Origin of the sequence: Sphaerisporangium viridialbum (assembly GCF_049674955.1) — a bacterium.
GTDB lineage: Bacteria > Actinomycetota > Actinomycetes > Streptosporangiales > Streptosporangiaceae > Sphaerisporangium > Sphaerisporangium viridialbum.
On sequence record NZ_CP187232.1, the window covers coordinates 5,233,020 to 5,254,922 of the forward strand.

21 protein-coding genes are annotated in these 21,903 nt (G+C 70.9%); 10 read left to right on the forward strand and 11 right to left on the reverse strand.

Features of this window, described 5'->3' with window-relative positions:
• Together ACOZ38_RS23470 and ACOZ38_RS23475 are read right to left on the reverse strand one after the other, a co-directional pair.
• Positions 1-831 carry a hypothetical protein gene (locus ACOZ38_RS23470; protein ID WP_424533320.1) on the reverse strand — a complete coding sequence of 277 codons (831 nt, stop codon included), beginning with the start codon at positions 829-831 and terminating at the stop codon, positions 1-3.
• 569 nt (positions 832-1,400) lie between these two features.
• Complete coding sequence (locus tag ACOZ38_RS23475) at positions 1,401-1,991, reverse strand: TetR/AcrR family transcriptional regulator (protein WP_424533321.1); 591 nt, start codon at positions 1,989-1,991, stop codon at positions 1,401-1,403.
• A 148-nt stretch (positions 1,992-2,139) separates the two neighbouring features.
• Between ACOZ38_RS23475 and ACOZ38_RS23480 the strand changes: the two genes are divergently transcribed.
• Together ACOZ38_RS23480 and ACOZ38_RS23485 are read left to right on the forward strand one after the other, a co-directional pair.
• Positions 2,140-3,690, forward strand: a complete 1,551-nt coding sequence (locus ACOZ38_RS23480; RefSeq protein WP_424537076.1) for an MDR family MFS transporter — start codon at positions 2,140-2,142, stop codon at positions 3,688-3,690.
• 252 nt (positions 3,691-3,942) lie between these two features.
• On the forward strand, positions 3,943-4,218 hold the full coding sequence (locus ACOZ38_RS23485; protein ID WP_424533322.1) for an isoamylase early set domain-containing protein: 276 nt from the start codon (positions 3,943-3,945) through the stop codon (positions 4,216-4,218).
• Positions 4,219-4,233: 15 nt separating this feature from the next.
• On the opposite strand, the gene ACOZ38_RS23490 is transcribed toward ACOZ38_RS23485, so the two are convergent.
• Entirely contained in the window at positions 4,234-5,793 is a 1,560-nt protein-coding gene (locus ACOZ38_RS23490; protein ID WP_424533323.1) for a hypothetical protein, read from the reverse strand.
• A 42-nt stretch (positions 5,794-5,835) separates the two neighbouring features.
• Between ACOZ38_RS23490 and ACOZ38_RS23495 the strand changes: the two genes are divergently transcribed.
• Both ACOZ38_RS23495 and ACOZ38_RS23500 read left to right on the forward strand, forming a co-directional pair.
• Positions 5,836-6,201, forward strand: a complete 366-nt coding sequence (locus tag ACOZ38_RS23495) for a hypothetical protein (RefSeq protein ID WP_424533324.1) — start codon at positions 5,836-5,838, stop codon at positions 6,199-6,201.
• A 125-nt stretch (positions 6,202-6,326) separates the two neighbouring features.
• Complete coding sequence (locus ACOZ38_RS23500) at positions 6,327-9,176, forward strand: CARDB domain-containing protein (protein WP_424533325.1); 2,850 nt, start codon at positions 6,327-6,329, stop codon at positions 9,174-9,176.
• A gap of 67 nt (positions 9,177-9,243) precedes the next feature.
• On the opposite strand, the gene ACOZ38_RS23505 is transcribed toward ACOZ38_RS23500, so the two are convergent.
• Positions 9,244-9,669: a DUF6069 family protein gene (locus ACOZ38_RS23505; RefSeq protein WP_424533326.1), complete on the reverse strand. Its 426-nt coding sequence runs from the start codon at positions 9,667-9,669 to the stop codon at positions 9,244-9,246.
• A 202-nt stretch (positions 9,670-9,871) separates the two neighbouring features.
• Between ACOZ38_RS23505 and ACOZ38_RS23510 the strand changes: the two genes are divergently transcribed.
• Together ACOZ38_RS23510 and ACOZ38_RS23515 are read left to right on the forward strand one after the other, a co-directional pair.
• Positions 9,872-11,062: a sensor histidine kinase gene (locus ACOZ38_RS23510; RefSeq protein ID WP_424533327.1), complete on the forward strand. Its 1,191-nt coding sequence runs from the start codon at positions 9,872-9,874 to the stop codon at positions 11,060-11,062.
• Positions 11,050-11,712: a response regulator gene (locus ACOZ38_RS23515; protein ID WP_424533328.1), complete on the forward strand. Its 663-nt coding sequence runs from the start codon at positions 11,050-11,052 to the stop codon at positions 11,710-11,712. The genes ACOZ38_RS23510 and ACOZ38_RS23515 overlap by 13 nt, the downstream gene beginning before the upstream one ends.
• A gap of 120 nt (positions 11,713-11,832) precedes the next feature.
• Here the strand turns inward: ACOZ38_RS23515 and ACOZ38_RS23520 are convergent, their stop codons facing one another.
• From ACOZ38_RS23520 to ACOZ38_RS23535, 4 genes are all read right to left on the reverse strand, one after another.
• On the reverse strand, positions 11,833-12,654 hold the full coding sequence (locus ACOZ38_RS23520) for a class I SAM-dependent methyltransferase (protein ID WP_424533329.1): 822 nt from the start codon (positions 12,652-12,654) through the stop codon (positions 11,833-11,835).
• A gap of 22 nt (positions 12,655-12,676) precedes the next feature.
• Positions 12,677-12,799, reverse strand: coding sequence for a hypothetical protein (locus tag ACOZ38_RS23525; RefSeq protein WP_424533330.1), 123 nt, complete (start codon positions 12,797-12,799; stop codon positions 12,677-12,679).
• Positions 12,800-12,853: 54 nt separating this feature from the next.
• A complete protein-coding gene (locus ACOZ38_RS23530; RefSeq protein ID WP_424533331.1) occupies positions 12,854-13,507 on the reverse strand; it encodes a TetR/AcrR family transcriptional regulator in 654 nt (217 codons plus the stop codon).
• Between the two features lie 201 nt (positions 13,508-13,708).
• Positions 13,709-14,290: a hemerythrin domain-containing protein gene (locus tag ACOZ38_RS23535; protein ID WP_424533332.1), complete on the reverse strand. Its 582-nt coding sequence runs from the start codon at positions 14,288-14,290 to the stop codon at positions 13,709-13,711.
• Positions 14,291-14,624: 334 nt separating this feature from the next.
• Between ACOZ38_RS23535 and ACOZ38_RS23540 the strand changes: the two genes are divergently transcribed.
• The 3 genes from ACOZ38_RS23540 (at position 14,625) to ACOZ38_RS23550 (ending at position 17,730) form a co-directional block, all read left to right on the forward strand.
• On the forward strand, positions 14,625-14,753 hold the full coding sequence (locus ACOZ38_RS23540; RefSeq protein WP_424533333.1) for a hypothetical protein: 129 nt from the start codon (positions 14,625-14,627) through the stop codon (positions 14,751-14,753).
• Between the two features lie 644 nt (positions 14,754-15,397).
• A complete protein-coding gene (locus tag ACOZ38_RS23545) occupies positions 15,398-16,477 on the forward strand; it encodes a TOMM precursor leader peptide-binding protein (RefSeq protein ID WP_424533334.1) in 1,080 nt (359 codons plus the stop codon).
• Entirely contained in the window at positions 16,474-17,730 is a 1,257-nt protein-coding gene (locus tag ACOZ38_RS23550; RefSeq protein WP_424533335.1) for a hypothetical protein, read from the forward strand. The genes ACOZ38_RS23545 and ACOZ38_RS23550 overlap by 4 nt, the downstream gene beginning before the upstream one ends.
• A 2-nt stretch (positions 17,731-17,732) precedes the next feature.
• Here ACOZ38_RS23550 and ACOZ38_RS23555 read toward each other — a convergent pair whose 3' ends face one another.
• The 3 genes from ACOZ38_RS23555 to ACOZ38_RS23565 all read right to left on the reverse strand — a co-directional run bounded on the left by ACOZ38_RS23555 (position 17,733) and on the right by ACOZ38_RS23565 (position 21,478).
• Positions 17,733-19,862 carry a transglycosylase domain-containing protein gene (locus ACOZ38_RS23555; protein ID WP_424533336.1) on the reverse strand — a complete coding sequence of 710 codons (2,130 nt, stop codon included), beginning with the start codon at positions 19,860-19,862 and terminating at the stop codon, positions 17,733-17,735.
• 122 nt (positions 19,863-19,984) lie between these two features.
• Positions 19,985-20,821, reverse strand: a complete 837-nt coding sequence (locus ACOZ38_RS23560) for an alpha/beta fold hydrolase (RefSeq protein WP_424533337.1) — start codon at positions 20,819-20,821, stop codon at positions 19,985-19,987.
• 261 nt (positions 20,822-21,082) lie between these two features.
• Entirely contained in the window at positions 21,083-21,478 is a 396-nt protein-coding gene (locus tag ACOZ38_RS23565) for a PPOX class F420-dependent oxidoreductase (RefSeq protein WP_405152059.1), read from the reverse strand.
• An 80-nt stretch (positions 21,479-21,558) separates the two neighbouring features.
• Here ACOZ38_RS23565 and ACOZ38_RS23570 point away from each other — a divergent pair, with 80 nt between their 5' ends.
• Positions 21,559-21,747 carry an RICIN domain-containing protein gene (locus tag ACOZ38_RS23570; protein WP_424533338.1) on the forward strand — a complete coding sequence of 63 codons (189 nt, stop codon included), beginning with the start codon at positions 21,559-21,561 and terminating at the stop codon, positions 21,745-21,747.
• The last annotated feature ends 156 nt before the right edge of the window (positions 21,748-21,903 follow it).

The window sequence follows — 21,903 nt, forward strand, 5'->3', positions numbered from 1 at the left end:
TCAGGGGGCCGGGCTCGGGGGCACGGTCACGGTCTGGGTCACCGTCGGCTCGGCCGTGGAGGTCTCGGTCGGTGTCTCGGTGGGGGTTCCGGTCGGGGTCTCAGTGGGAGTCGCGGTGGGGGTCTCGGTGGGGGTCTCCGTCGGGGTGGGGGTCGACGTCTCGGTGGGGCACGGCTTGGGGGCACGCCACTGGAGGTTGCCCGGCTGCCAGTGCTTGGGAGCCCACCAGCCCTTGCCGCGCCAGAAGTTCTTGCTGGGCCGCGTCAGATCGAAGACCCAGGCGGCCGTCGTCGTCTCCCCCTGGGGCGCGGCGGTCGTCGGCTCCACCTGAGGCGCGACCGGCGTCGGCACGCTCTGGGGCGGGACGGCCGTCGGGGAGTCCTGAGGCGGCGCGGTCGTCGGCACGCTCTGGGACGGGACCGGCGTCGGCGCATCCTCAGGCGGAACCGGCGTCGGCGCATCCTGGGGCGGGACCGGCGTCGGCGCATCCTGGGGCGGGACCGGAGTCGGCGCGTCCTCAGGCGGGACCGGAGTCGGCGCATCCTGGGGCGGGACCGGAGTCGAGTCGCCTTGGGCCACGGAGGTCACCGACACCCAGTCGCCCTGCTTGACCTTGGTGTCGCCCCGCCGTCCCGACACGGTCCGGGTGGCGTCGCCGATCGCGTACACCCTCTCGAAGCCGTCCTGGCTCTTCACGGTGATCGCGTCCTCGGCCACGACGGTGGCCTGCCCGGTCTGGGTGAACAGCACCGGGAAGACGCAGCCCTTCGCCGGCACGACGAACTCGCCGTGCGGGGTGCCGATGAAGCGCCAGGCGTCCGCGGCGGACACCGTGACGGTGGGAGCCGGCGCCGGCGTTTCCGTGGGGGTTTCGGACGGAGTTTCGGTCGGGGTCCCGGTGGGCGTTTCCGTGGGGGTCTCGGTCGGGGTCTCGCTGATCGTCGCCGTGGGAGTCGGCGTCCCCGTCGGGGGAATGGTAGGCGATGACGCCGACGCCGCGGCCGCTTCGACGCCGCCCGACGCCGCCAGCACGAGAGCTGCGGCGAAGAACAGTGGGCGTGGGATGCGCCAGCGTGGCCCGCCCGGTTCGGTCGGCACTTCTTCGTTTGGCTTGTCAGGGGTTGCTGGCGTCACCATGTCCTCCAACTGGCTGATCTGATCGAACTCGCGCCGAAGCGACCGCGGCATGACAGAGTCGTTCGCTTGCCCGTGCGGACGACGATCACCCCCGGCCGCTGAGTCCGGCTGCAATGGCGCGGGAAAGCCTGCCCGCTTTCTCGGCGCCCAAGCGGGCAAATCAGCCGATCATCCTCAGCGGGGGAGGCTTTTAGCAGGTCACCGTAAGGTTACGAAAGTTGAAAAAAATCTGCTTTCGTCCGCGATCGCCGGGGGGACGCCCGCTACCGGTCGAAGGGCCGGGCCATCTCGCCGAAGACCTCGTCCATGACCTCGCCCAGGGTGCGCGACTCGTTCTCGTCGGTCCACATGTGCGTGGCGATGCGCATGGCCAGCAGGAACGCGGCCGCCAGCACCCGGGGCCGCGTGCCGGAGTCGCCGTCGCCGCGCCGGGCGATGGCCTCGGCGAGCTCGCGCTCGAGGTTCGCGTGGTTGGCGAGCTGCCGCGCCAGGAGGGAGGGGTGCCTCTTGGCGAGCGAGGTGCGGACCGCCCATTCCCTTTCGGGACCGCCCGTCTCGCGGTAGATGTCGCCGACGGCCTCGCGCAGCGCCTGCCAGGCCGGCTCCTCGGCCGGGCGGGCGCGAACCCGCTCGACCATGAGGCGGATGCGCTGCTCGTCGCCGTAGAGGAGGGCGTCCTCCTTGCTGGCGAAGTAGTTGGAGAAGGTGCGCCGCGAGACGTTGGCGGCGTCGGCGATCGCCTCGACGGTGACGTGGTCGAGTCCGTGCTCCACGGCCAGCCGCAGCGCCGCCTCGTGAACCGCCTGCCGCGTCTCGGCCTTCTTGCGCTCGCGCAACCCGACTGTGGTCGTCATGACACGGACAGCTTACCGTTGCTTCAAACATGCCTGGTGCGCAAACTTGCCCAATGCGCATGTATGGTGTTCGAGTCCCCTTCCTGAATGACCGAATCGGAGGTCGCGCGTGAGCGCACAACCGGTCACCGCGCACGACGCGGAGCCGATGAGCCACCGGCAGATCCTCGAAGCGCTGAGCGGGCTGCTCCTCGTGCTGTTCGTGGCGATGATCAGCGGCACGATCGTGTCGGTGGCGCTGCCGCAGATCATCGGCGCGCTGGACGGCACCCAGTCGCAGTACACCTGGGTGATCACCGCGTCGCTGCTCGCCGCGACCGCGTCCACCCCGATCTGGGGCAAGCTGGCCGACCTGTTCAGCAAGAAGCTGCTCCTCCAGATCTCCATCGTGATCTTCATGGTCAGCTCGCTGGCCTGCGGGTTCGCGCAGAACACCGGCCAGCTCATCGCCTTCCGCGCCCTGCAGGGCCTCGGCATGGGCGCCCTGCAGATCCTGGTCCAGGTCGTCCTGGCCGCGATGATCACCCCCAAGCAGCGGGGACGCTACAACGGCTACCTCGGCGCCGTGATGGCCGTGGCCACTGTGGCAGGGCCGCTGCTCGGCGGCCTCATAGCCGACACCTCGTGGCTGGGCTGGCGCTGGTGCTTCTTCATCGCCGTGCCGTTCACCGCGATCGCCTTCGTCCTGCTGCACAAGACGCTCCACGTCGTCACCGTCCGCCGCCCGGACACCAGCGTCGACTACGCCGGCGCCACGCTGATCGCCGCGGGCGTCAGCATCCTGCTCATCTGGATCACCTTCGTCGGCAACTCCTTCGACTGGATCTCCTGGCAGACCGCGGTCATCGCCGGCGGCGGGGTGCTGGTGCTGGCGGCCGCCACCTGGGTGGAGTCGCGGGTCAAGGAACCGGTGGTGCCGCTGCACATCGTCCGCAGGCGCACCCCCGCCCTGGCGATCCTCGCCAGCCTCGCGGTGGGCATGGCGATGTTCGGCGGAGCGGTGTTCCTGGGCCAGTACTTCCAGATCGGCCGGGGCTACAGCCCCACCGAGGCCGGGCTGCTGACCATCCCGCTGATGCTCGGGGTGCTGCTCTCCTCCACCATCTCCGGGCGGCTCGTATCCAGGAGCGGCCACGTCAAGCCGTACATCGTGACGGGCGCGATCGTGCTCACGCTCGGTTTCCTCGGGCTGTCCTTCATCGACCACGAGACCTCGCTGGTGCTCGTGTCGGGCGGGATGCTGCTGGTCGGCATCGGCGTCGGCATGTCCATGCAGAACCTCGTGCTGGCCATCCAGAACACCGTCCCGCTGCGGGAGCTGGGCGCCGCCAGTGGCGCCATCACGTTCTTCCGCTCACTGGGCGGCACCTTCGGGGTCTCGGTCCTCGGCGCGGTCCTGGCCAACCGGGTGGCCGCCGGCATCGCGGAGGGCTTCGCGAAGGCGGGCATCCAGCCGTCCGGCTCGTCGGGCGGCACCCTCAACCTCGCCGCGCTGCCCGAGGCCGCGAGGACGGTCGTCCGCGCGGCGTACGGCGACGCCACGGGGCACATCTTCCTCGTCTCCGCCGGGATCAGTGTGGTCGGCGTCGTCGCCACGCTCTTCCTCAAGCCGACCAAGCTGCGCGACAGCCTGGACCTGCCGGACGCCCCCAAGGCCGACGAGCGGGAACTGCGGCCCGCCGGCGAGGCGCTGACCTGACACCTCCCTGACTCTACGGGCATCTCGCATTCGTTGCGGTGGCCGCGCTGGTGCTCTGGCTCGTCGTCCGACCCTGGGCCGGGTGGCATGGGACGCGTCCCACGCCACCCGGCCGGACGGCTCGACGGCTCGCCGGGCCGGGCGGGAATCGGAAGGGGGCGTGAAAACTGTGTTACATCACCGGCGTCCGTATATCTCCCCTGGGTGGCGTTGCGAAAGGGTGGGAACCGTCACCACCCGGGAGGATCCTCGATGCTCAAGCGCACCCCCCTGTTCGGCCGTAAGACCCGCATCACCTTCGCGTTGCCCGCCTACGATCCCTCGGGCGTCGTCAGCGTCGTGGGCGACTTCAACGACTGGTGCCCCGGGCGCCATGAACTGCGGCGCCGCAGCAACAGCACCCGCACCGTCTCGGTGATCCTCCCCCCGGGCGTCCACCGGTTCCGCTATCTCGGCACCGGCGGCCTGTGGTTCGACGACGAGACCGCCGACGGCATCGACCACATGGGCAGCCTGATCCACCTTTGATCCCCCGGGAATCGTTCAGGCCGTTCCCGGGCTGCTCCGGATGAGCCAGCGAAGCAGCCGAGTGATCTCCACCGGCACGGCCCCCTCCGCTTCCCGCAGCAGGTCATCCAGCTCACCGCGGAGCCGCTCGGGGCAGTCTGGGAACGTCCTGGCCGAGTCGCGCGCGTACCAGGCGCCGAGATCGCCGCGGGCGCGCCCGCTCAGGGCCTCGTCCCGGCGGCCGACCAGGACGAGGTCCGTCGTGATCCGCGTCCAGACGTCCCCGCCGGCGAGGAGCCGGAACGCGCCTTGCCGCACGTGAGGTGGGCTATCGGGGCCGAGCAGCGTCCACAGCCGCTCGACAGGCACGCCCGGGCCGGACGCCCGCAGGGTGGCGACCACATTCCGCACCACCACGGGCGCGGGATCCTCCAGCATCGCGGCGACCTCGACGTCCGCGCCGAGGCGGCGTAGCACGCGCACCGCCTCGGCGCGGACCCGGGGCCGCGGGTCACCGAGATAGGGCACGACCAGGCCGGCGTCGTCGCGGGTGCCGCAGTCGCCGAGCCCGCCCAGCAGTCCACGCGCGCCCTTCCTGGGGGACGCTCCCAGTAACCGGCGGTACGACTCGGCGGGGTCGCCACCCGCCCGGCGAACCGCCCACTGCGCGGTCAGCCGCATCATCGACGCCTCCTCGGCCAGGAAGCGCGGCCCGTACTCGGTATGGCCGAGCCGTACCAGGCCGGTGAGCGCCTCGACGCGGACCCGCGCCGAGGCGCTGTCCAGGAGTTCCACGAGCATCTCGGGCCGATCGCGCGCGACGGCCTCGGCGGCCAGCGCTTCGGCGCAGCGGGTTCTCGCCACGATGTCGGACTCGTGGAGCGCCGCCTTCGCAAGCCGCCCGTGGTCCATCCGTCCGGCGTCCAGCGAGACCTCGAAGGCGAACCTCCGCCCGCGTGGATCGTCACACCCGCGCACGGCGGCGAGCGTGTCGTCGCCGGCCCGCAGGAGGGCGTCGCGGACCAGCGCAGCGGCGCCCTGCCCGCGCCGGCGATCGGTGAGCCGCACGACCACCGGCACGACCGCGAGCAGCGCCGCCGGATCCGCACCGGGCAGGACGTCCTCAAGGACGCGCAGGGCCCGGTCCTGGACGGCGCCGACCCAGTCGGCGGCCCTGATGGCCAGCACCGGATACAGGCGGACGTCGGCGCGCATGGCAGGGTGCCCGATCGCCCTCTGCCGCACCCGGCCATCGTGGCCGCAGGCGGCCAGCGCTACGGCGAGGGGGTTCGGCATCCCGCGTACGAGCCGCGCCCGCGTGACACGCGGGTCGTGCCGGCCGTACAGCGACGGGCGCAGCGCGGAGTCCAGGTCGATCCACATCTTCGGCCCCGCCGCGGCGAGGAGGTCCAGGGCCTGATCGGCGCGCTCGGCATCGGCGACGACGTCGAACAGGGCGCTCGCGAGCTCGTCGAGGGCGTGCGCGCCACCGCGGGCACTCTCGAGCACCAGCCGGCGAATCGAGTCCACTCCCGGCTCATCGAACGCCTCGCGCACCCCCGCCACCCCCCGAAACCACCGCCCGATGCCCGGCATGCGCTCATCGTTCCATCCGGCCGCCATCCCCTTCGACCCAATATGCACCCGCGGACCGGACGACACCGGCACCCGAACCGCGACTCGGACGGCCCGTACGGAGCAGCAAACGCCGACAACCGAGCACATGTCACCGCGGACGGCCAGACGAGCAGCCCCACCCCGACGACCACGAGCCCGACACCGACCCGCACCGCCACTGCCACGGCCACCGCGACCGAAACGGAGAGCGAGGTCGCAAGGGTCGGCAACACCAGGGTGACGAAGACCCCGGCGGGGGCCGCCGAGACCGGGGGTGGCGGCGACGCGGGCCCGGACGGGCGCATATTCGTGCTGGCCGGCCTCGTGCTCCTCCTGGCGGCCACCACCGGCCTCCTCCTACGCCGTCGCACCCCCTCGCGGGGATGAAGGAGCCTTCGCCCCCGGGTGCCGCACGTTCGAGCGGGCGACCGGACGCAAGGCGTGGTCTGGGGGGCGGGATGAGTAGGGGGATACTCATGCTGGATCGGTCCAAAGGGTCGGATGGTGGCGGTATGTCTACCGGCCCCCTACGCACGGCCCTCGCCCTCCTTATGATCACCCTGGGCCTGACCGTCGCCACCGCCACACCCGCAGGAGCGGCGAGCACTCAGCCGCTCACCGTGCGCATCCTCCTGGTGAGCTGCGTCGATCCCTGCCGCAACGAAGGACTCGAAAGCGCCGGAGAGAGCGCCCCCGACTTCTACGGGGAGATCACCTTCGCCGGCTTCCCCACGTTCACCACCCCGAGAGCGGCCGAGGACCAGGTGCAGGTCGCGCCGTTCTGGACGCTGACCCAGCAGGTCCCGACCACGGTCGTCGACCAGGAGATCTCCGTCCTGATCAAGGACCACGACTCCACGTCGGGCGACGACTGGGCCGACACCTCCCCCCGGGCAGGCGATCCCTACACCCGGTTCAAGGTCAACATGATCCACGGCACCGTCTCGGGCGACATGACCTCGTCCGTCCAGTGCGTCACCGGCAACGGCGAGCCGGGCGGCGGGATCTTCGGGAGCGACCCGCAGCCCGCCGTGGAGGTCTGCATCGAGATCACCCCTAACAGCGTCACCGACTCCGACGGGGACGGCTACACCGACTACGAGGAGTACCGCGGCGTCGACTTCAACGACGACAACGTCATCGACCTGTCGCTGCCCGACCTCGGCGCCGACCCCACCCGGCGCGACATCTACGCCGAGATCGACTGGATGCGCGGCGAGAAGCCACAGGACGGCGTGCTGTCCAGGGTCGAGCAGGTGTTCTCGAACGCCCTGGTGACCAACCCCCAGACATCTGCCGACGGCCTGGCACTCCATCTGATACCCGATGAGGAGCTGCCGTTCGCCGAGGCGATCGACTTCGGCGACACTCGCGCCCCCGGCACGTACGACGACTTCGACGACCTCAAGCAGGGCAACCCGGCCAAGGCCTGCGGCCCGGACGCCACCGGCAACTTCGGCACCGACGCCGACCGGGCCGGCCCGCTTTGCGACAAGATCATGCTGTACAAGCGGCTGCACTTCCGCTACGGGATCTTCATCAACGGCCTGACGGACAGCGGGACCACCTCGGGCCGGGCGGAGCTGGACGACCGGGGCTCCAACGACTTCGTCGTGTCCCTCGGCCGCTGGACCACGAAGATGTTCGGCGAGGTCGGCGGGCGCGCCGCCGCGGAGCAGGCGACGCTGCTGCACGAGCTCGGCCACACCTTCGGCCTCGGCCACGGCGGGCGCTACGACAACGGGACCGTCGACCTGGTCAACTGCAAGCCGAACTACCAGAGCGTCATGAGCTACTCCTGGCAGTTCGCGGGCATCGATCCCGGCCGCCCCCTCGACTACCAGCGGTTCGGCAAGGCGACCCTGAAGGAGACCGACCTCGACGAGACCAACGACCCGGGCCTCCCGGGCGTCGTCCGCCCGGTGATCTACGGCGTCGGCGGCGTGGTGGCCAAGGGTCCGGCGGACGACCCGATCGACTGGACCGGCGACGGGCCGCCGTTCTCCAGCAGCGCCTCCGCCAACATCAACCGCATCACGGCCCTCGGCCCGGACTGCGACAAGGCCGCCAGTGATGAGACCCTGCTCAGCAACCCCGACTGGGACCGCCTGGTCTACGACTTCACCAGCAGCCGCTACTTCTCCGACGGCGTGCACGGCCCGGCCGTGCCCGAACTGACCGGGGACGCGGTGCTCCGCGTCAAGGCGGTCGACCTGACCGCGGGCATGACGGTCGACAAGCCCGACGCCGCCGGCGGCGACACGGTGCCCGCCACCGTGACGATCGGGAACAAGGGGGCAAGCAGGTCCACCGCGACCTCGGTCACGTTCACGCCACCCGTGGGCGACCCGGTCACCCGGCAGCTGAGCGACCTGGCACACGGCCAGACGGCCACCGAGACGTTCACGTACACGGTGCCCTGTACGGCCATCGACGGCAGCACGCTGACCAGCACCGCCAAGGTCACCGGCAGGAACGCCGAAGGGGAGCCGGAGCTGGACGAGACGCTGGCCGACAACACGGCCACGGCCGCCACCAAGGTGCACGCGCCCGTCATGGCGGTGACCGCCACGGCGACCTCCTCGGTGAACGCGGGCGAGGCGATCACGTACACGGTCGGCCACCGCAACACCGGCAGCGCCCCGGCGACCGGGGCCACGCTGAAGTACACGCTGCCCGCCGGCGTCTACTACAGCCAGGCACTCGACCAGGGAACAGGGCCGCGTCCGGCCACCGTGACCAGGAACGCCGACGGCACCACGACGCTGACCTGGAACCTCGCCACGGTCGCCGCCGGGGCGTCGGGCACCATCACGTTCACCGCGCGGCCCACCCTGCTGATGGAGGCGGGCGCCACGGCGACCGGGACGGCGAGCCTGTCCTACGGCGGGGCGAACGGCTGCACGTTCACCCCGGCGACGGGATCGGCGCGGACCTCGATCAGTGCGGTCGCGCCCAGCAGGCTGCCGATGCTCTCGGCGCTGTGGGGACTGCGGCAGGACCTGCGGACGCCCGAGGTGCTGGCCCGCACGCAGGCGACCGACACCCGTTTCGACGGGGCCGACGGCTCCGCCGCCGACGGCGCGCTGTCCCAGCAGGAGGCCTCGGCCGTCCTGTTCCTCCCGGCGACGCAGCCGCGCACCTTGCGCGCGGAACTGCTGGCCACGACGTTCAACATGGCCTCCCGCCGGATCAACGCGGGCACCGCCGTCCAGCGGCTGCACCTGAACACGGTCGGCGACGCCGTCCGCTACGCGCAGACCACCCTGGCCCAGCCGCCGACCCTGTCCAGCCTCGTCCGCTACACCGATGCCACCCTGGCCCTCACCGAGATCAACTCAGGCGTGGCGGAACGCTACTAGTCACCACCGCGAACGCCTCCCAGGCCCGCCCCCGTGCGGCCTGGGAGGCGTCGTCATCGACGTACGGTCAGCCGCGCGCCGAACGTCCGAGGCCCGGGATGAGCACCGCGGCGACGACCAGGTGCATGCCTGCCAGCGCCAGCGTGCTCGCGGTGCCGACCGCGCCGAGCGGCCCGAGCAGCGACAGCACGAGCACCGCGAACGCGATGATCGTCCAGATCAGCCCCGGCCGGCTCGTCAACCGTTCCAGCGACGCGAGCAGCGCCCAGGCCGCCAGCCCCGCGACCAGGCTCGCCATCGCGACCGAAGCCGGACCCACGGACTGCACCGCCCCGCCGGCCCGGACGGCCAGATCGATTCCCGCCACCGGGTCGGCCAGCGCCCAGACGGCGAGCGCCGCGACCGTCGCACCGGCCACCGTCAGCGGCCGCCGCGCGGCGGTACGGCCGGTGCGACCGGGTGTGGCATGAGCAGGAGTGGTTTCGCCCAACACTGCGCTTCCCCTTTCGACGACGGGCGGGCCGGGCATCCGCTGATGGCGGCCACGGCCGGTCCCGTCTGGTTCACGCCCAGCGTCCCCGTCGCGGCCCGGTCGCGGCATCGGGCGTGCGGCGGCGGCGAGTGCGACCGCGGTCGGGCCGGGCACCGACTTTGGTAGGTGTCGGCGTCCCGATGCCCGGAGCTACCCTTGGCCGGTGAACGGCGAGAACCACTGCGACGCGGAGGCGGAGTCCGTGCGGCGGCGCGTCCCCCGTGCCGTGGTCGTGGCCGGCGTGATCGCCGGCATGGCCGCCCTGGTCGCGCCGACGATCTGGGGCCTGCTCGACGCGCGCCCGGCGCGGGGGCTGCCGGTCCTCGACATCGTGTCAGGGGTGCTGGGATGCCTCCTGTCCCCCGTCCTGCTGTGGCGGCCGGTCACCGGCGCGCTGGCGCTCACCGTGCTGGCCGCGCTGTCGCCCGCGGCGACCCCGCCGGCCACCCTGGGCGCGCTGCAGGTCGCCCAGCGGCGCGGTTTCCCCGTCGCGGCCACGACGGCGGCGGCGGGGATCGCGGCGCACGTGGTGCAGGGCCTGTCGCGGCCCAACGAGGGCATCTCGTTCGGCTGGTGGCTGGCCCTGGTCACCGTCGGGTACGGCGCGCTGCTCGGCTGGGGCACGCTGGCCCAGGCGCGCCGCGCGCTGGTCGACTCGCTGCGCGAACGCGCCCGCCGCGCCGAGGCCGAGCAGGGCCGGCGGGTGGCGGAGGCCCGCATGCTGGAACGCACCCGCATCGCCAGGGAGATGCACGACGTGCTGGCCCACCGGCTGTCCCTGCTGGCCACGTACGCGGGTGCGCTGGAGTACCGCCCGGACTCCCCGCCCGAGCAGCTCTCCCGCGCCGCCGGAGTGGTCCGCGCCGGAGCGCACCAGGCCCTCGACGAGCTCCGCGAGGTGATCAGCCTGCTGCGCGACGAGGACCCCGCCGAGGACCACGACTCCGGCGGATGGCCGCAGCCCGCACTGGCCGACCTCCCCCGGCTGGTCGACGAGTCCCGCGACGCCGGAGGGCAGGTGCGGTTGCGCGACGGGGTGGTGGACGCGGCCGCCCTGCCCGCCGCCGCGGGCCGCACCGCCTACCGTGTCGTGCAGGAGGGACTGACCAACGCCAGGAAGCACGCCGCCGGCCAGCCGGTCCAAGTGGTGCTGGAGGGCCGTCCCGGCGACCGGCTCGTGATCGACATCCGCAACCCGCTGCCCGCCGGTGGGGCCGCGGCGCCCATCGCACCCGGCGCGGGCACCGGTCTGGTCGGGCTGACCGAGCGGGTGCAGCTCGCCGGCGGGCGGCTCGACCACGAGGCGACCGCCGCCGAGTTCCGTCTGCGCGCCTGGCTACCATGGCCGGCGTGAGCCGTCCGCTGCGCGTACTCCTGGTCGACGACGACGCCCTCGTCCGCGCGGGGCTGTCCATGATGCTCGACGGCATCCACGGCATCACCGTGGTCGGTGAGGCCGCCGACGGCGACGAGGTGCTCGCGGCCGCCGACGCGCACGCCCCCGACGTCGTGCTCATGGACCTGCGGATGCCGCGCGTGGACGGCATCACCGCCACCCGCAGGCTGCGAAGCCGGCGGCACCCGCCCGAGGTCATCGTGCTGACCACCTTCGACACCGACGAGAACATCCTGCACGCGCTGCGCGCCGGCGCCAGCGGCTTCCTGATCAAGGACACCCCGCCGCCGCTGATCGTCGAGGCGGTCCGCCGGGTCGCCGCCGGAGACCCGATGCTGTCCCCCCGCGTCACCCGCCGCCTCATGGACCGCGCGGCCGTCCAGGCCGGCGCCTACCAGCGGGCGCGCGCCGCGCTGGCCACCCTCAGCCCCCGCGAGAACGACGTGGTCCTCGCCGTGGCGCAGGGCCGGAGCAACGCCGAGATCGCGGCCGAGCTGTTCATGAGCGTGGCCACGGTCAAGGCCCACGTCTCCCACATCCTCACCAAGCTCGCCCTCGACAACCGGACCCAGATCGCCCTCCTGGCCCACGACGCCGGCCTGGCCTGACCCCGGCCTCCTGACCGACGCCGGCGCGCACCGGCCGTACGCGGAGAATCGTGGGCGTCCGGGACGTAGAGCGAGAGGACCGTCACGTACGTCCCGCCGCTCACGGACGCGCCGGGCTCGTCAGAAGCGGTAGCGGAGGAGGAAGCCGCTGTTCCGCCAGGCCGGCACCGCTCTGACCAGGGCGACCAGCATCCGGTAGTACAGCGAGGCGTGCTTGATCAAAGACGGCTCCGCCAGGCTCCGCTGGTCCACGTAGCGGAGCCGGTCGTCGAGCTTCTCGGCCTCTCGCGGGCCTTCGATGGTCCACCCGAAGGTGACTCCGTGCTTCGCGAAGACCGGCTCAGGCCGGCTCTCGTAGCGCTTCTTGACGAGCGCCGCGCCTATGTTGAAGACGAACCGCCCACTCGGGAAGTGGTCGATGATCTGCCGGAAGACCCGCCGCACCTCGTCCTCGCCGAGGAACTGGAAGAGGCCGTCTGCCACCACCATCACGGGCCTGTCGCGCGGTATGCGGGCGAGCCAGTCCTGGTCGACGACGGACGCGCCGACGCTGGTGTGCTCCGCGCGCGGGGGGTACAGCCGGTCCCTGATCGCGATGACGTCCGGGAAATCCACGTCGTACCAGTGATGCCCCGGGGCCGGATCGACGCGGAAGACCCGGCTGTCGAGTCCGGAGCCGAGGTCCAGCACCACCGCGTCCGGATTGCCCGACAGATACTCCGCGGTCCACTCGTCCATCACCCGTGACCGGACGCCGACGGCGTAACGGCCGATGTCCAGGGCCGTGAACTGGGAGAAGTCGAACCCCAGCCGCTGTACGACCCCGTCCGCCCATGTGTCGCCGAGGATGGGGTGCGGGTCCTTGGCGTCCAGCCACCGGAGGTACAGCTCGACGAGCGCGGTGACCCGCACGCCGGTGAAGTCGATCGGGATCCTGTCCATGTGGTCCTCCTGGAAGATCGCGTCAGCCGGCCGGCTGGTACACCGGCGGGAACACTGCGGGGAGCAGGACGCACAGCGGCAGCAGCACGCGGTCACGCCGCAGTGCGAGGCGGACCAGCCCGCCGGTGCCGGTCAGCGTGTTCATCGCGGCACCTCGGCGTTCGCCGCGCCGTCGCGCTCGTGGTCCACCGAGATGGCGTCAGTCATCGTGATGCTCCTCGCGCGCTTCGCGGTCCGCCTGGGTGGCCTTGTCGAGGGCTTCCCGTGCCGAGGCGGCCTCCTCGGGGGTGAGCACGGGGTGGGAGTAGATGTCGATCAGGGCGCGGTAGAGCAGCCGCTCGCCCTCGGGGCTCGACACGTCGACGCCCAGCCCCCGGGACACGTGCCGGTGGAGGACGCCGACGCCCAGCGCCATCGCGGCGATCACCGCCGCCCGGGCCCTCGGATCGACGTCGGGCGGGTCGGGGCGGCGCCTGTCCGCGTCCGCGAGCCACCGCGCGCCCATCTCGACCATCTCGTCGAACAGCGGCGCGGCCCATCCCTCTGCCAGGGCGCGCGCCAGATACCGCTGGTAAGGGCCCATCGCCGCGACGGGGTTCATCGTGCCCCCTGCGGCCCGGGCCTCGGCGTTCAGCCGGCGGACCACCTTGACCAGGTGCGCGTCGCAGACCTCGCGCAGCTCCTGCTTGGAGCCGAAATGGTGGCGCACCAGCCCCGAGGACACCCCGGCGGCCTCGGCGATCCCGCGGATCGTCGTGCGCTCGAAGCCCAGCTCGCCGAAGAGGCGCATCGCCGCGTCCCTGATCCGGGCACGACCGGTGAGGTCTTCGGGGTCCCGTCCGTTCGTCGCCACCGAGAATCCGTCCTGTACGTGGATACAACCGACTACTCACTCATGAAGAAAACTACACGCGTGTGTAGCCGCCGTCCAGTGGCGGTCCGATGGCCTCAACCACGGTCGAACGGCATCTCGGCCGCGCGCGATGGTGCGGGCACGCCTCAGGGACGTACGGCCCGTGAGCCATACGCCCCCGGTAGCGGGTCGGCCGTCTTGCTACTTCTTGCCCATCGCCTGGCGGATCAGGTCGCGAGCCCGGTCCATGATGGCGGCCGGAGTGCCGATCACGACGTTCTCCGTCGCCGTCTCCACCCCGGGATGCGGGTGCGTCGGAGCGATGGCCTCGGCGGCCCTGACCCCGAGGGCCATGGCCCGCCGCTCGGCCTCGGTCGTCTCCTTGACCAGCTGGGTGAACTCGTAGCGCTCCTCCGCCTCCGCGTGCTCGGTCACCGCGCGGCGGAGTTTCTTCAGGTTCGGCTCGAAGGATGGGTCGTCGGTACCGCGCTTCTCCATGAGGGTGAGCAACTGCTTGGCCTCGTTCTCCTCACGGAGCCGCTCGTCGACGATGGCCTCTCCCCCGTCGATCTTGTGCCGGGCGTAGGGATGGACGATCTCCTCCTCGGCCGTCTCGTGTACGGCCAGCAGTCGCACCAGCCGCTCGAACGACTCTGCCCTCGCCCCTCCTGTCGCCTGTTCCACCTCGGCGAACAGGTCGCGGATCATGGCGTGCTGGTGGAGCAACAGCCCGACTACATCGTTCTCGTCGAGGAGCTCCGGCATCGTTCTGCTGTCAGCCATGGCATTACCTCCCAACGGAGGCCACTCCCCGCACAACCGTCGAGCAGAACCAATCAAGGCTTCCCGACCAGGCAATAACTTCACCAAGCGCCGGGTGGACAGGCCGCTTTCCACGGTGACGACGGCGTCGCGCGGGCCGGCCGGTCCGGCCGAGTGCGCGGATGATCGCGCCGGCCGCCACCGGCCGGTGCCGGCACGGCGGCGTCCGGGTGGCAGGAAGCGGTCACGGGAGGGCAGCTTGCTGCCGTCCGTTCGTCTGGTCCGCAGGCTGTGATTCCCGCAGAGTTGTTTGTGCGAGAACAAACAAACAGCCCGCCAGGAAAGAGACGAAGAAATGACGAACCCCGCTTTCTCCCCGGTCAGCACCACCCGTTCCGCCGGAACCACCTGGGACGCGTACTCCCGCGCCGCCGGCACCACCTGGGACGGCTACTCCCGCACCCCGGGAACCACCTGGGACTGACAGAACAAAGACCCCGCACAGATCGCCAGAATTGAATTATCCGAGCTGCACGACTTGCAATTGAGCACTGCCGGGCCGATCAAAGACCATCGTGACCCGCATTCCCACCGATGGCGTCGGCGAACATCGAAGCGGCAGGCTTTCAAACGGCCGGGCCAATGCCGAGGAAATACCATTCCGGCGCACCGGCCAGAATCTCCCCAGCGCTCCGCGGAATTCGCGCGCCCTTCCTCATCCGGCTCTGATCGAACGGGACTCGCGCACAAGCCCAGCTAGAAGCCCTACGTGATCAGACTGTAGCCCTTTGCATCCTTTATTGACGGCATACTCCGCGGGTGTCATGATCTTGCCTGAAACGGGTGGCGAGCTGGCTACAGGCCGGCTGTCCGTCCTTCGCCGATCGGCTTCGGGACATCTCCCTGGGGACCGGAACCGGAGCCGGACGAGTACGGAGAGCGAGGAGATTCACATGGCCAAGAAGAAGCTCGAAGTCAAGATCAGGAAGCTGGAGAAGATCGAGACCACGATCAATCGTGGCGGGGCCAGCGGCTGATCAGCACGCGTTCGGAGCCGGCCGGCCCTCGTCCGGCCGGCTCCACCTGTATGTATTGGGGGAGAAAGGCGATGGGTTGCGCATTCCAAGGGTGAAACGTGTCCACCAGCCGTTCACCCTGCCCGGAAATCGTATTGTGATCGGCCTGTCGCAATTCGGGGTGGCCGCCGAGATCACCGACGACGAAGACGGCGGCGTCGCCAGGATCCTGGCCCTGCTGGACGGCACCCGCACCGTCGAGGAGGTCTGCGCCGACTTCGCGAGGACCCACCCCGATGTGGACGGCGACAGCGTACGAGGGGTCATCGACGAGCTCGTGGAGGGCGGCTTCGTCGAGGACGCCGGGGCACCGGTGCCGGCGAACCTCACCGAACGGGAGGTGGCCCGTCACGAGTCGGCGCGCCACTTCTTCAGCTGGATCGACACGTCCCCGCGCACCTCACCGTACGAGATCCAGTCCAGGATCAAGGACGCCAGGGTGAGCCTGCTCGGCGTGGGCGGCACCGGATCGGCGGTCGCGGCAGGCCTGGTGTCGAGCGGCATCGGGGCACTGAAGGTCGCCGATTTCGACAGCGTCGAGGAGTCGAACCTGACCCGCCAGCTCCTGTACGCCGAGGGGGACCTCGGAAAGCCCAAGATCGACCAGGCGATCGCCCGGCTGCGGGCGATGAACGGCTCGGTCCAGGTGACCGGGACCGACACCAAAGTGACCGGTCCTGACGACGTCGCCGAGCTGATGACCGGCTGCGACATGTTCGTCCTGTGCGCCGACGAGCCGCACCCCGAGATCGTCGAGTGGACCAACGAAGCGGCCCTGCGCACCGGCACCCCGTGGTTCATGAGCCTGTACACCGGGCCGATGGTCGTCGTGGGCTCCTTCGTCCCGGGTGACACCGGCTGCTGGACCTGCCTGGACCGGCAGGAGGAGAGGCGTAAGGAGCCGGAGCTCGGGCGGCTGCTCGACGAGGGGCGCCCGAACGCGGTGATCGCGGCCAGCGCGAACATCAGCGGCCACCTGTGCGCGCTGGAGGTGCTGTACCAGCTGGGTGGCCTGCCGGCGCAGACCCGCGGCAGGGTCTTCCACTGGAACCTCGCCGTCTGGGAGCACCAGTACTACATCGACGTTCCGCGCGACGACCAGTGCCCGGTCTGCGGGCCGGCGGTCCCGTGAGCGTTCAGGCGGTCGAGGTCGGCGCGGACAGCACCGTACGGTTCCACCGCCTGGTGATCCGCCCCGACGACGACGACCCGGACGCGATCATCGTCGGCCGGCCGGACCTCGGGGAGTTCGTCGAGCTGCCTTCGGTGTGCGGGGAGGTGATCCGGCTGCTCGGCGAGGGACGGCGGGTCGAGGACGTCGAGGCCGCCCTCGCCTCCGAGCATGACATCGAGCTGGATGTGGCCGGGTTCGTGGAGTCCCTGGCCGACCTCTCCTTCGTGTCCGACGTCGATGGACGCCCCCTGCCCGGCCCGGAGTCCGCGCCCGTGGGCGGCCACTTCGCCCGCCTCACCGAGCGACACGTCGGATGGGTCTTCACCAGGCCGATGAAGGCGCTCTGGCTCGCCGTCGTCGGAGCCGCGCTGCTGACCCTCCTCACCCGGGCCGAGCTGTTCCCGGGGCATCAGGACTTCTTCTGGAGCGACTACGTCGGGCTTTCCGTGCTGGTCAACACGGCCTTCTTCTCCGTCCTCGCCAGCGTCCACGAGATGATGCACCTGGTGGCCGCCCGCTCGCTCGGCGCGCCGGCCCGCATCGGGTTCAGCACCAGGCTGCACTACCTCGTCGCGCAGACCGACGTCACCGCGATCTGGGGAGTCCCCCGGCGTAACAGGTACCGCGTGTACCTGGCGGGCATGGCCTCCGACGTCTTCCTCATCGCGACGATGCTGCTGCTCGTCGCGTACCTGCCCCTGCCGGAGCCGACCGTGGCGCTGCTCCAGGCGTTCACGCTGACCGCTCTGCTGAGCCTGCCCCTCCAGGCTCAGATCTACATGCGCACCGACCTCTACTTCGTGCTACGCGACCTGCTCCGCTGCAAGGACCTGTTCGGGGACGGCATCGGCTACGTCCGGTACCTGCTCGCCAGGGCGATCGCCCCGGTCAGGAGGCACCGGGGCTCGCCGCCGGCCGACCCCACCATCGACCTGGCCGCGCACGAGCGGCGCGCGGTCAGGATCTACGCCCTCGCCCTCGGCCTGGGCAGCTCCATCACCCTCACCGTCTTCGCGTTCTACGGCGCCCCCATCGTCGTAAGCGCGCTGGCCCACTCGCTCGCGGCGATCTGGGGCGGGTTCCACGGCGGTTCCGCCCTCACCGCCCTCGACGCCACGCTGCTCCTGCTGGTCGAGGGCGGCATACAGGTGCTGTTCCTCGTGACGTTCGTCCGAGGGCACCGCCACTGGTTCCGCCGGCGAACGTCCTGACCTCACGGGCCCGTCTCGGTGACGTCGCCGGCCGAGGGGGGCGCGGCGGGGCGGCAGTTGCGGTCGCAGCCGCCGAACCTGACCGGATCGACCGGGGTGAACGGCGTCGGATCGACGTTCTTCAGTGCCGCCAGCATCGTCCGCTTCCAGATGGGGCCCGGGATCGTGGCGCCGAAGACCGAGCCGTAGTAGCGGCCGCCGATCGTGACGCCGCTCAGCCTGTGGTTCCCCGAGCCTCGCGGGTCGCCGATGCTGACCGCGCCGGCCAGGTCCGGGGTGAACCCGGCGAACCAGGCGGTGGCGTAGTCGTCGGTGGTGCCGGTCTTGCCCGCCGCGTCGCGGCCGATGCCGCCCACGGCCCGCATCGTGCCCTTGGTGAACACCCCGGACAGCACGTCGGCCGCCGCGTCTGCGACCTCGGGGTCGAGCGCCTGCCGGCACTTGGGCCGGTACTTCGTCGTTCTGCCGTACCTGTCGGTGATCTGGCTGATCGCCATCGGCGTGCAGTACTTGCCCCGGGCGCCGATCGCGGCGTACGCGTTGGCCACCGTGACGGGGTCCATCTCGTTGATGCCGAGCGTGAACGTCTCGTACTCCTGGAGCTTGCGCCCGTCGGAGCGGTGGATGCCCAACGACTTCGCGGTCTCGACCGTGCCGCAGAGCCCGACCTGCTGCTCCAGCATCATGAAGAAGGTGTTCACCGACTCCCAGGTGCCGGTCCGCAGGGTCTTCCAGCCGGGGCCGCCCTCGTCGTTGGTGACGGTGTGGGTCGGGTCGCCGATGTTCTCGCCCTTGCAGTTCTCGAACGCCGAGTAGCCGGAGGCCCGGTAGCCGGCGCTCGCGGAGAAGCCGTCGTCGAGCTTCATGCCCTTCTGCAGGGCGTTGAGCAGCGTGAACGTCTTGAAGGTCGAGCCCGCCTGGAAGCCGACGCCGCCCCCGTGCGCGGCGTCGGCGACGAGGTTGTAGGAGATCTGGTTCTTGGACCCGCGCCTGCCGTACGCCCGGCTGGCCGCCATCGCCTTGATCGCCCCGGTGCCCGGCTGGACCAGGGCCTCGGCCGCGACCGGGTGGTCTGAGGGGCGGACCCACTCCCTGATCGCCTTGTCCGCCGCCGCCTGCATGGCCGGGTCGATCGTGGTCCTGATCGTCAGGCCGCCGCGATTGAGGAACCGCTCGCGGGCCTTGGCCGTCTCGCCGAAGTCGGGGTTGTTCAGGATCTCGCTGCGGACGTAGACGCAGAAGTACGGATAGTCGCTCGCCTCGCAGCCGCCGGGCAGCTTCGTACCCTTGTAGCCGAGCTTGGTGGCCTTCGCCTTGGCCGCCGCGGCCGGGGTGATCTTGTCCAGCTCGGCCATCCGGTGCAGCACGACGTTGCGCCGGTTCAGCAGCCGCTCGCGCTGCTTCCTGCCCAGGTTGGGGTCGGTGGCGTTGGGGTCCTGCACCGCGCCCGCCAGCGTCGCCGCCTGCGGCAGGGTGAGTTCGCTCGCCCTGACGCCGAAGAACCGCCGGGCGGCCGCCTCCACCCCGTAGGCGCCGGCGCCGAAGTAGGCGATGTTGAGGTACTTCTCCAGGATCTGGTCCTTGGTGTACTTCTTCTCGACCGCCATCGCGTACCGCAGCTCGTTGAGCTTGCGCGCGTAGCTCGTCTCCAGCGCCTTGTTCTTCTCCCTGTCGGTGTCCGCGGAGTTGAGCAGCACCTGCTTGACGTACTGCTGGGTGATGCTCGACCCGCCCTGGCTCACCCCGCCGGACTGCAGGTTCTTGGCCAGCGCGCGGATCGTGCCCTCGATGTCGATCGCGCCGTGCTCGTAGAACCGGTAGTCCTCGATCGAGATGATCGCCGTCTTCATGACCTCGGCGATCTCGTCGAGCGTGACGGCCTGGCGGTACTCCTCGTAGAACCGCGCGATCTCGTCGCCCTTGACGTCCTGCACGATCGTGACCTCGGCCGGTGGAGGCTCGGCGAGGTCCTTCGGCCTGAGGTTCACCTCGTTGGCCGCCTGCATGAGCCCGAAGCCCGCACCCCCCACCGTCGGCAACGCGATCCCCGCGACCAGCACGCCCGCCGCCGTCCCCACGGCGGCAAGACGCACGACCTTCGACACGGCCCCCGGCCGCTCCTGGCCCCCCATGTGATGCCGTCCTTGCTCTCGTCCAGCAGAGAGCAGGAGCAAAGCAGACCGAATCAGTTGATGTCTAATATCGATATCTGGATGAGATCCATACCGATTCGCACATGACCGCAGGTCAGGTACTACTCGGCATGGTCACGGAGCCAGCTCAAGGCGGCCGTAGCCGAGTGGAGGATCGAGATGTGCCCGTCGTCCGGGGACGACCGCAGTTCCGCCGATGGGCAGTGGCGCGCCAGCCACTCGCCGTGCGGGCCGGGCACGACCCGGTCCAGGCCGCCGTGCAGCAGCAGGGCCGGCGCGGTCACCCGCGCGGGGTCGAATCCCCAGGGGGCGACGTAGGCGAGGTCGTCGTCGATCAGCCCGCCAGGGCCGGCGGCCACGGCCGGGCCGACGACATCGCCGAACCAGGACCACTCACCGGCGAGCGCGGCGTGATCCGCCGGGGTGAACATCTCCGGGTCGTACTCGGCGCCCGCCTCGTACCTCTCCTTCGCCGCGCACCCCTCGGCGGCGGCGCGCAGGGACGCCGCGCCTGAGGGCGTCATGCCCGCGAACCAGTCGAGCCCCTCCGCGCCGAACGGGGCGAGGCCGGCCACGCTGACCACGCCGAGCACGCGATCGGGCAGCAGCGCGCCGCACGCGAGGGCATGCGGGCCGCCGCCGGAATGGCCCATGACCGCGAACCGGCCGATGCCGAGCGCGTCGGCGACGCCGGAGGCGCAGGCCGCCGCCGACGCCAGATCCCGGCCCGGGCGGGGGGTGGAGCCGCCGTATCCTGGCCGGTCGTACGACACCCAGCGGATGCCCAGCTCGGCGGCGGCCGGGAAGAGAGGCTCGGGAGGGGCGCCGATGTTCGGCGTGCCGTGGTGCCAGAACACGGCGAGCCGACCATCACCGCCCGTGTCGTAGACGTGCAGCGTGCGACCGTCGTCCAACTTGAGATCAAGCTCTGTCACCATCCGCCGAGCCTAACTCCGGAGCACGCCGACGGTGAACGAATATTTTCGTCGGCGCTGGTCGCCGGCCCCAGCACTACCTGACGCCCATCGAGGCGCTGCTGACGGACGAGGGCGGCGTCCCGGGCGGGCAGGCGGCCTGGGGCGTGAACGTGCTGCTGCAGTACGCCACCGCGACCGCGGCCGAGCACGCCACCCGAGACGACGGGACCACCGACCGCACGCAGGAGTGGGATGCCGTCACCCGGGTCCTGTCGCCCTCGGTCAGGGTCGGCCGGTGCGGTCGAGGGCGGGATCGTCGAGGCCGAAACTGATGATCCGGCCGGGGTGGATGCGGATGATAGGTCCGTCTCCTCCGGTCGCGGAGTCCAGCGGGCGCGCGATCGCCTCCCCCGAGCCGCGGATCTCCAGGCACCGGACCCGCCACGGGTTCACCGAAGCGATGTCGTCGACGACGAACGCGACCCGGCCGTTGGCGGCCACGTTGCGGTACTTCCTGCTGGCCGCCATGTTCCGGCCGGCGATGTCGATCGTCCCGAGGTCGGCGTTGTACGAGAACCCGACCGGGCTGACCTGCAGCGTCCCGTCCGGCTGAACGGTCGCCAGCCGGCCGAGCATCTGCGTGCCCAGGTAACCGACCTCAACCTGTGTCAACGACATCATGGCCCTCCAAGTGGTCACACCGCGGCGATGGGCGCGAGGGACGCGCCACCCACGACAGTCTGAAACCTGAACCATGGTTGAGGTCAAGCGCCGAGCCTCCGGCCCCGCGCCGGCCGTCCCGCCCTTCCTCAGGTAGATCGATCTTCCTGCGCAACCCCAACTCCGGCAGATACCTCAACGTCACAGGAAACAACCCCGCCGACGCCACCCCCGTCACCATCTGGGACTGCGGCACCGGCCCCAACCAGAAGTGGACCCTGCCCTAGACGGCCCCAGAAGGGGAGAACACGGCGGGGCCGGGAACACCACCTTGCCCCGCCTCTCACGCGCGGCGGAGCGGCGGCCTTCGGGCGGCCGGGCCAGGCCACGTGAACGGCCCAAGGCCCCTGGCCTCGGGAACGTGCCAAGTTTTCAGATGAATT

Excerpts from the sequence above, each read along its gene's own strand:
- ACOZ38_RS23480 (WP_424537076.1), top strand. The coding sequence starts at position 2,140 with ATGAGCCACCGGCAGATCCTCGAAGCGCTGAGCGGGCTGCTCCTCGTG.
- ACOZ38_RS23515 (WP_424533328.1), top strand. The coding sequence starts at position 11,050 with ATGGCCGGCGTGAGCCGTCCGCTGCGCGTACTCCTGGTCGACGACGAC.
- ACOZ38_RS23565 (WP_405152059.1), bottom strand. The coding sequence starts at position 21,478 with ATGTCGTTGACACAGGTTGAGGTCGGTTACCTGGGCACGCAGATGCTC.
- ACOZ38_RS23535 (WP_424533332.1), bottom strand. The coding sequence starts at position 14,290 with ATGGCTGACAGCAGAACGATGCCGGAGCTCCTCGACGAGAACGATGTA.
- ACOZ38_RS23520 (WP_424533329.1), bottom strand. The coding sequence starts at position 12,654 with ATGGACAGGATCCCGATCGACTTCACCGGCGTGCGGGTCACCGCGCTC.
- ACOZ38_RS23500 (WP_424533325.1), top strand. The coding sequence starts at position 6,327 with ATGTCTACCGGCCCCCTACGCACGGCCCTCGCCCTCCTTATGATCACC.
- ACOZ38_RS23475 (WP_424533321.1), bottom strand. The coding sequence starts at position 1,991 with ATGACGACCACAGTCGGGTTGCGCGAGCGCAAGAAGGCCGAGACGCGG.
- ACOZ38_RS23540 (WP_424533333.1), top strand. The coding sequence starts at position 14,625 with ATGACGAACCCCGCTTTCTCCCCGGTCAGCACCACCCGTTCCGCCGGA.
- ACOZ38_RS23525 (WP_424533330.1), bottom strand. The coding sequence starts at position 12,799 with ATGAACACGCTGACCGGCACCGGCGGGCTGGTCCGCCTCGCACTGCGG.
- ACOZ38_RS23495 (WP_424533324.1), top strand. The coding sequence starts at position 5,836 with ATGCACCCGCGGACCGGACGACACCGGCACCCGAACCGCGACTCGGAC.
- ACOZ38_RS23490 (WP_424533323.1), bottom strand. The coding sequence starts at position 5,793 with ATGCCGGGCATCGGGCGGTGGTTTCGGGGGGTGGCGGGGGTGCGCGAG.
- ACOZ38_RS23560 (WP_424533337.1), bottom strand. The coding sequence starts at position 20,821 with ATGGTGACAGAGCTTGATCTCAAGTTGGACGACGGTCGCACGCTGCAC.
- ACOZ38_RS23555 (WP_424533336.1), bottom strand. The coding sequence starts at position 19,862 with ATGGGGGGCCAGGAGCGGCCGGGGGCCGTGTCGAAGGTCGTGCGTCTT.
- ACOZ38_RS23485 (WP_424533322.1), top strand. The coding sequence starts at position 3,943 with ATGCTCAAGCGCACCCCCCTGTTCGGCCGTAAGACCCGCATCACCTTC.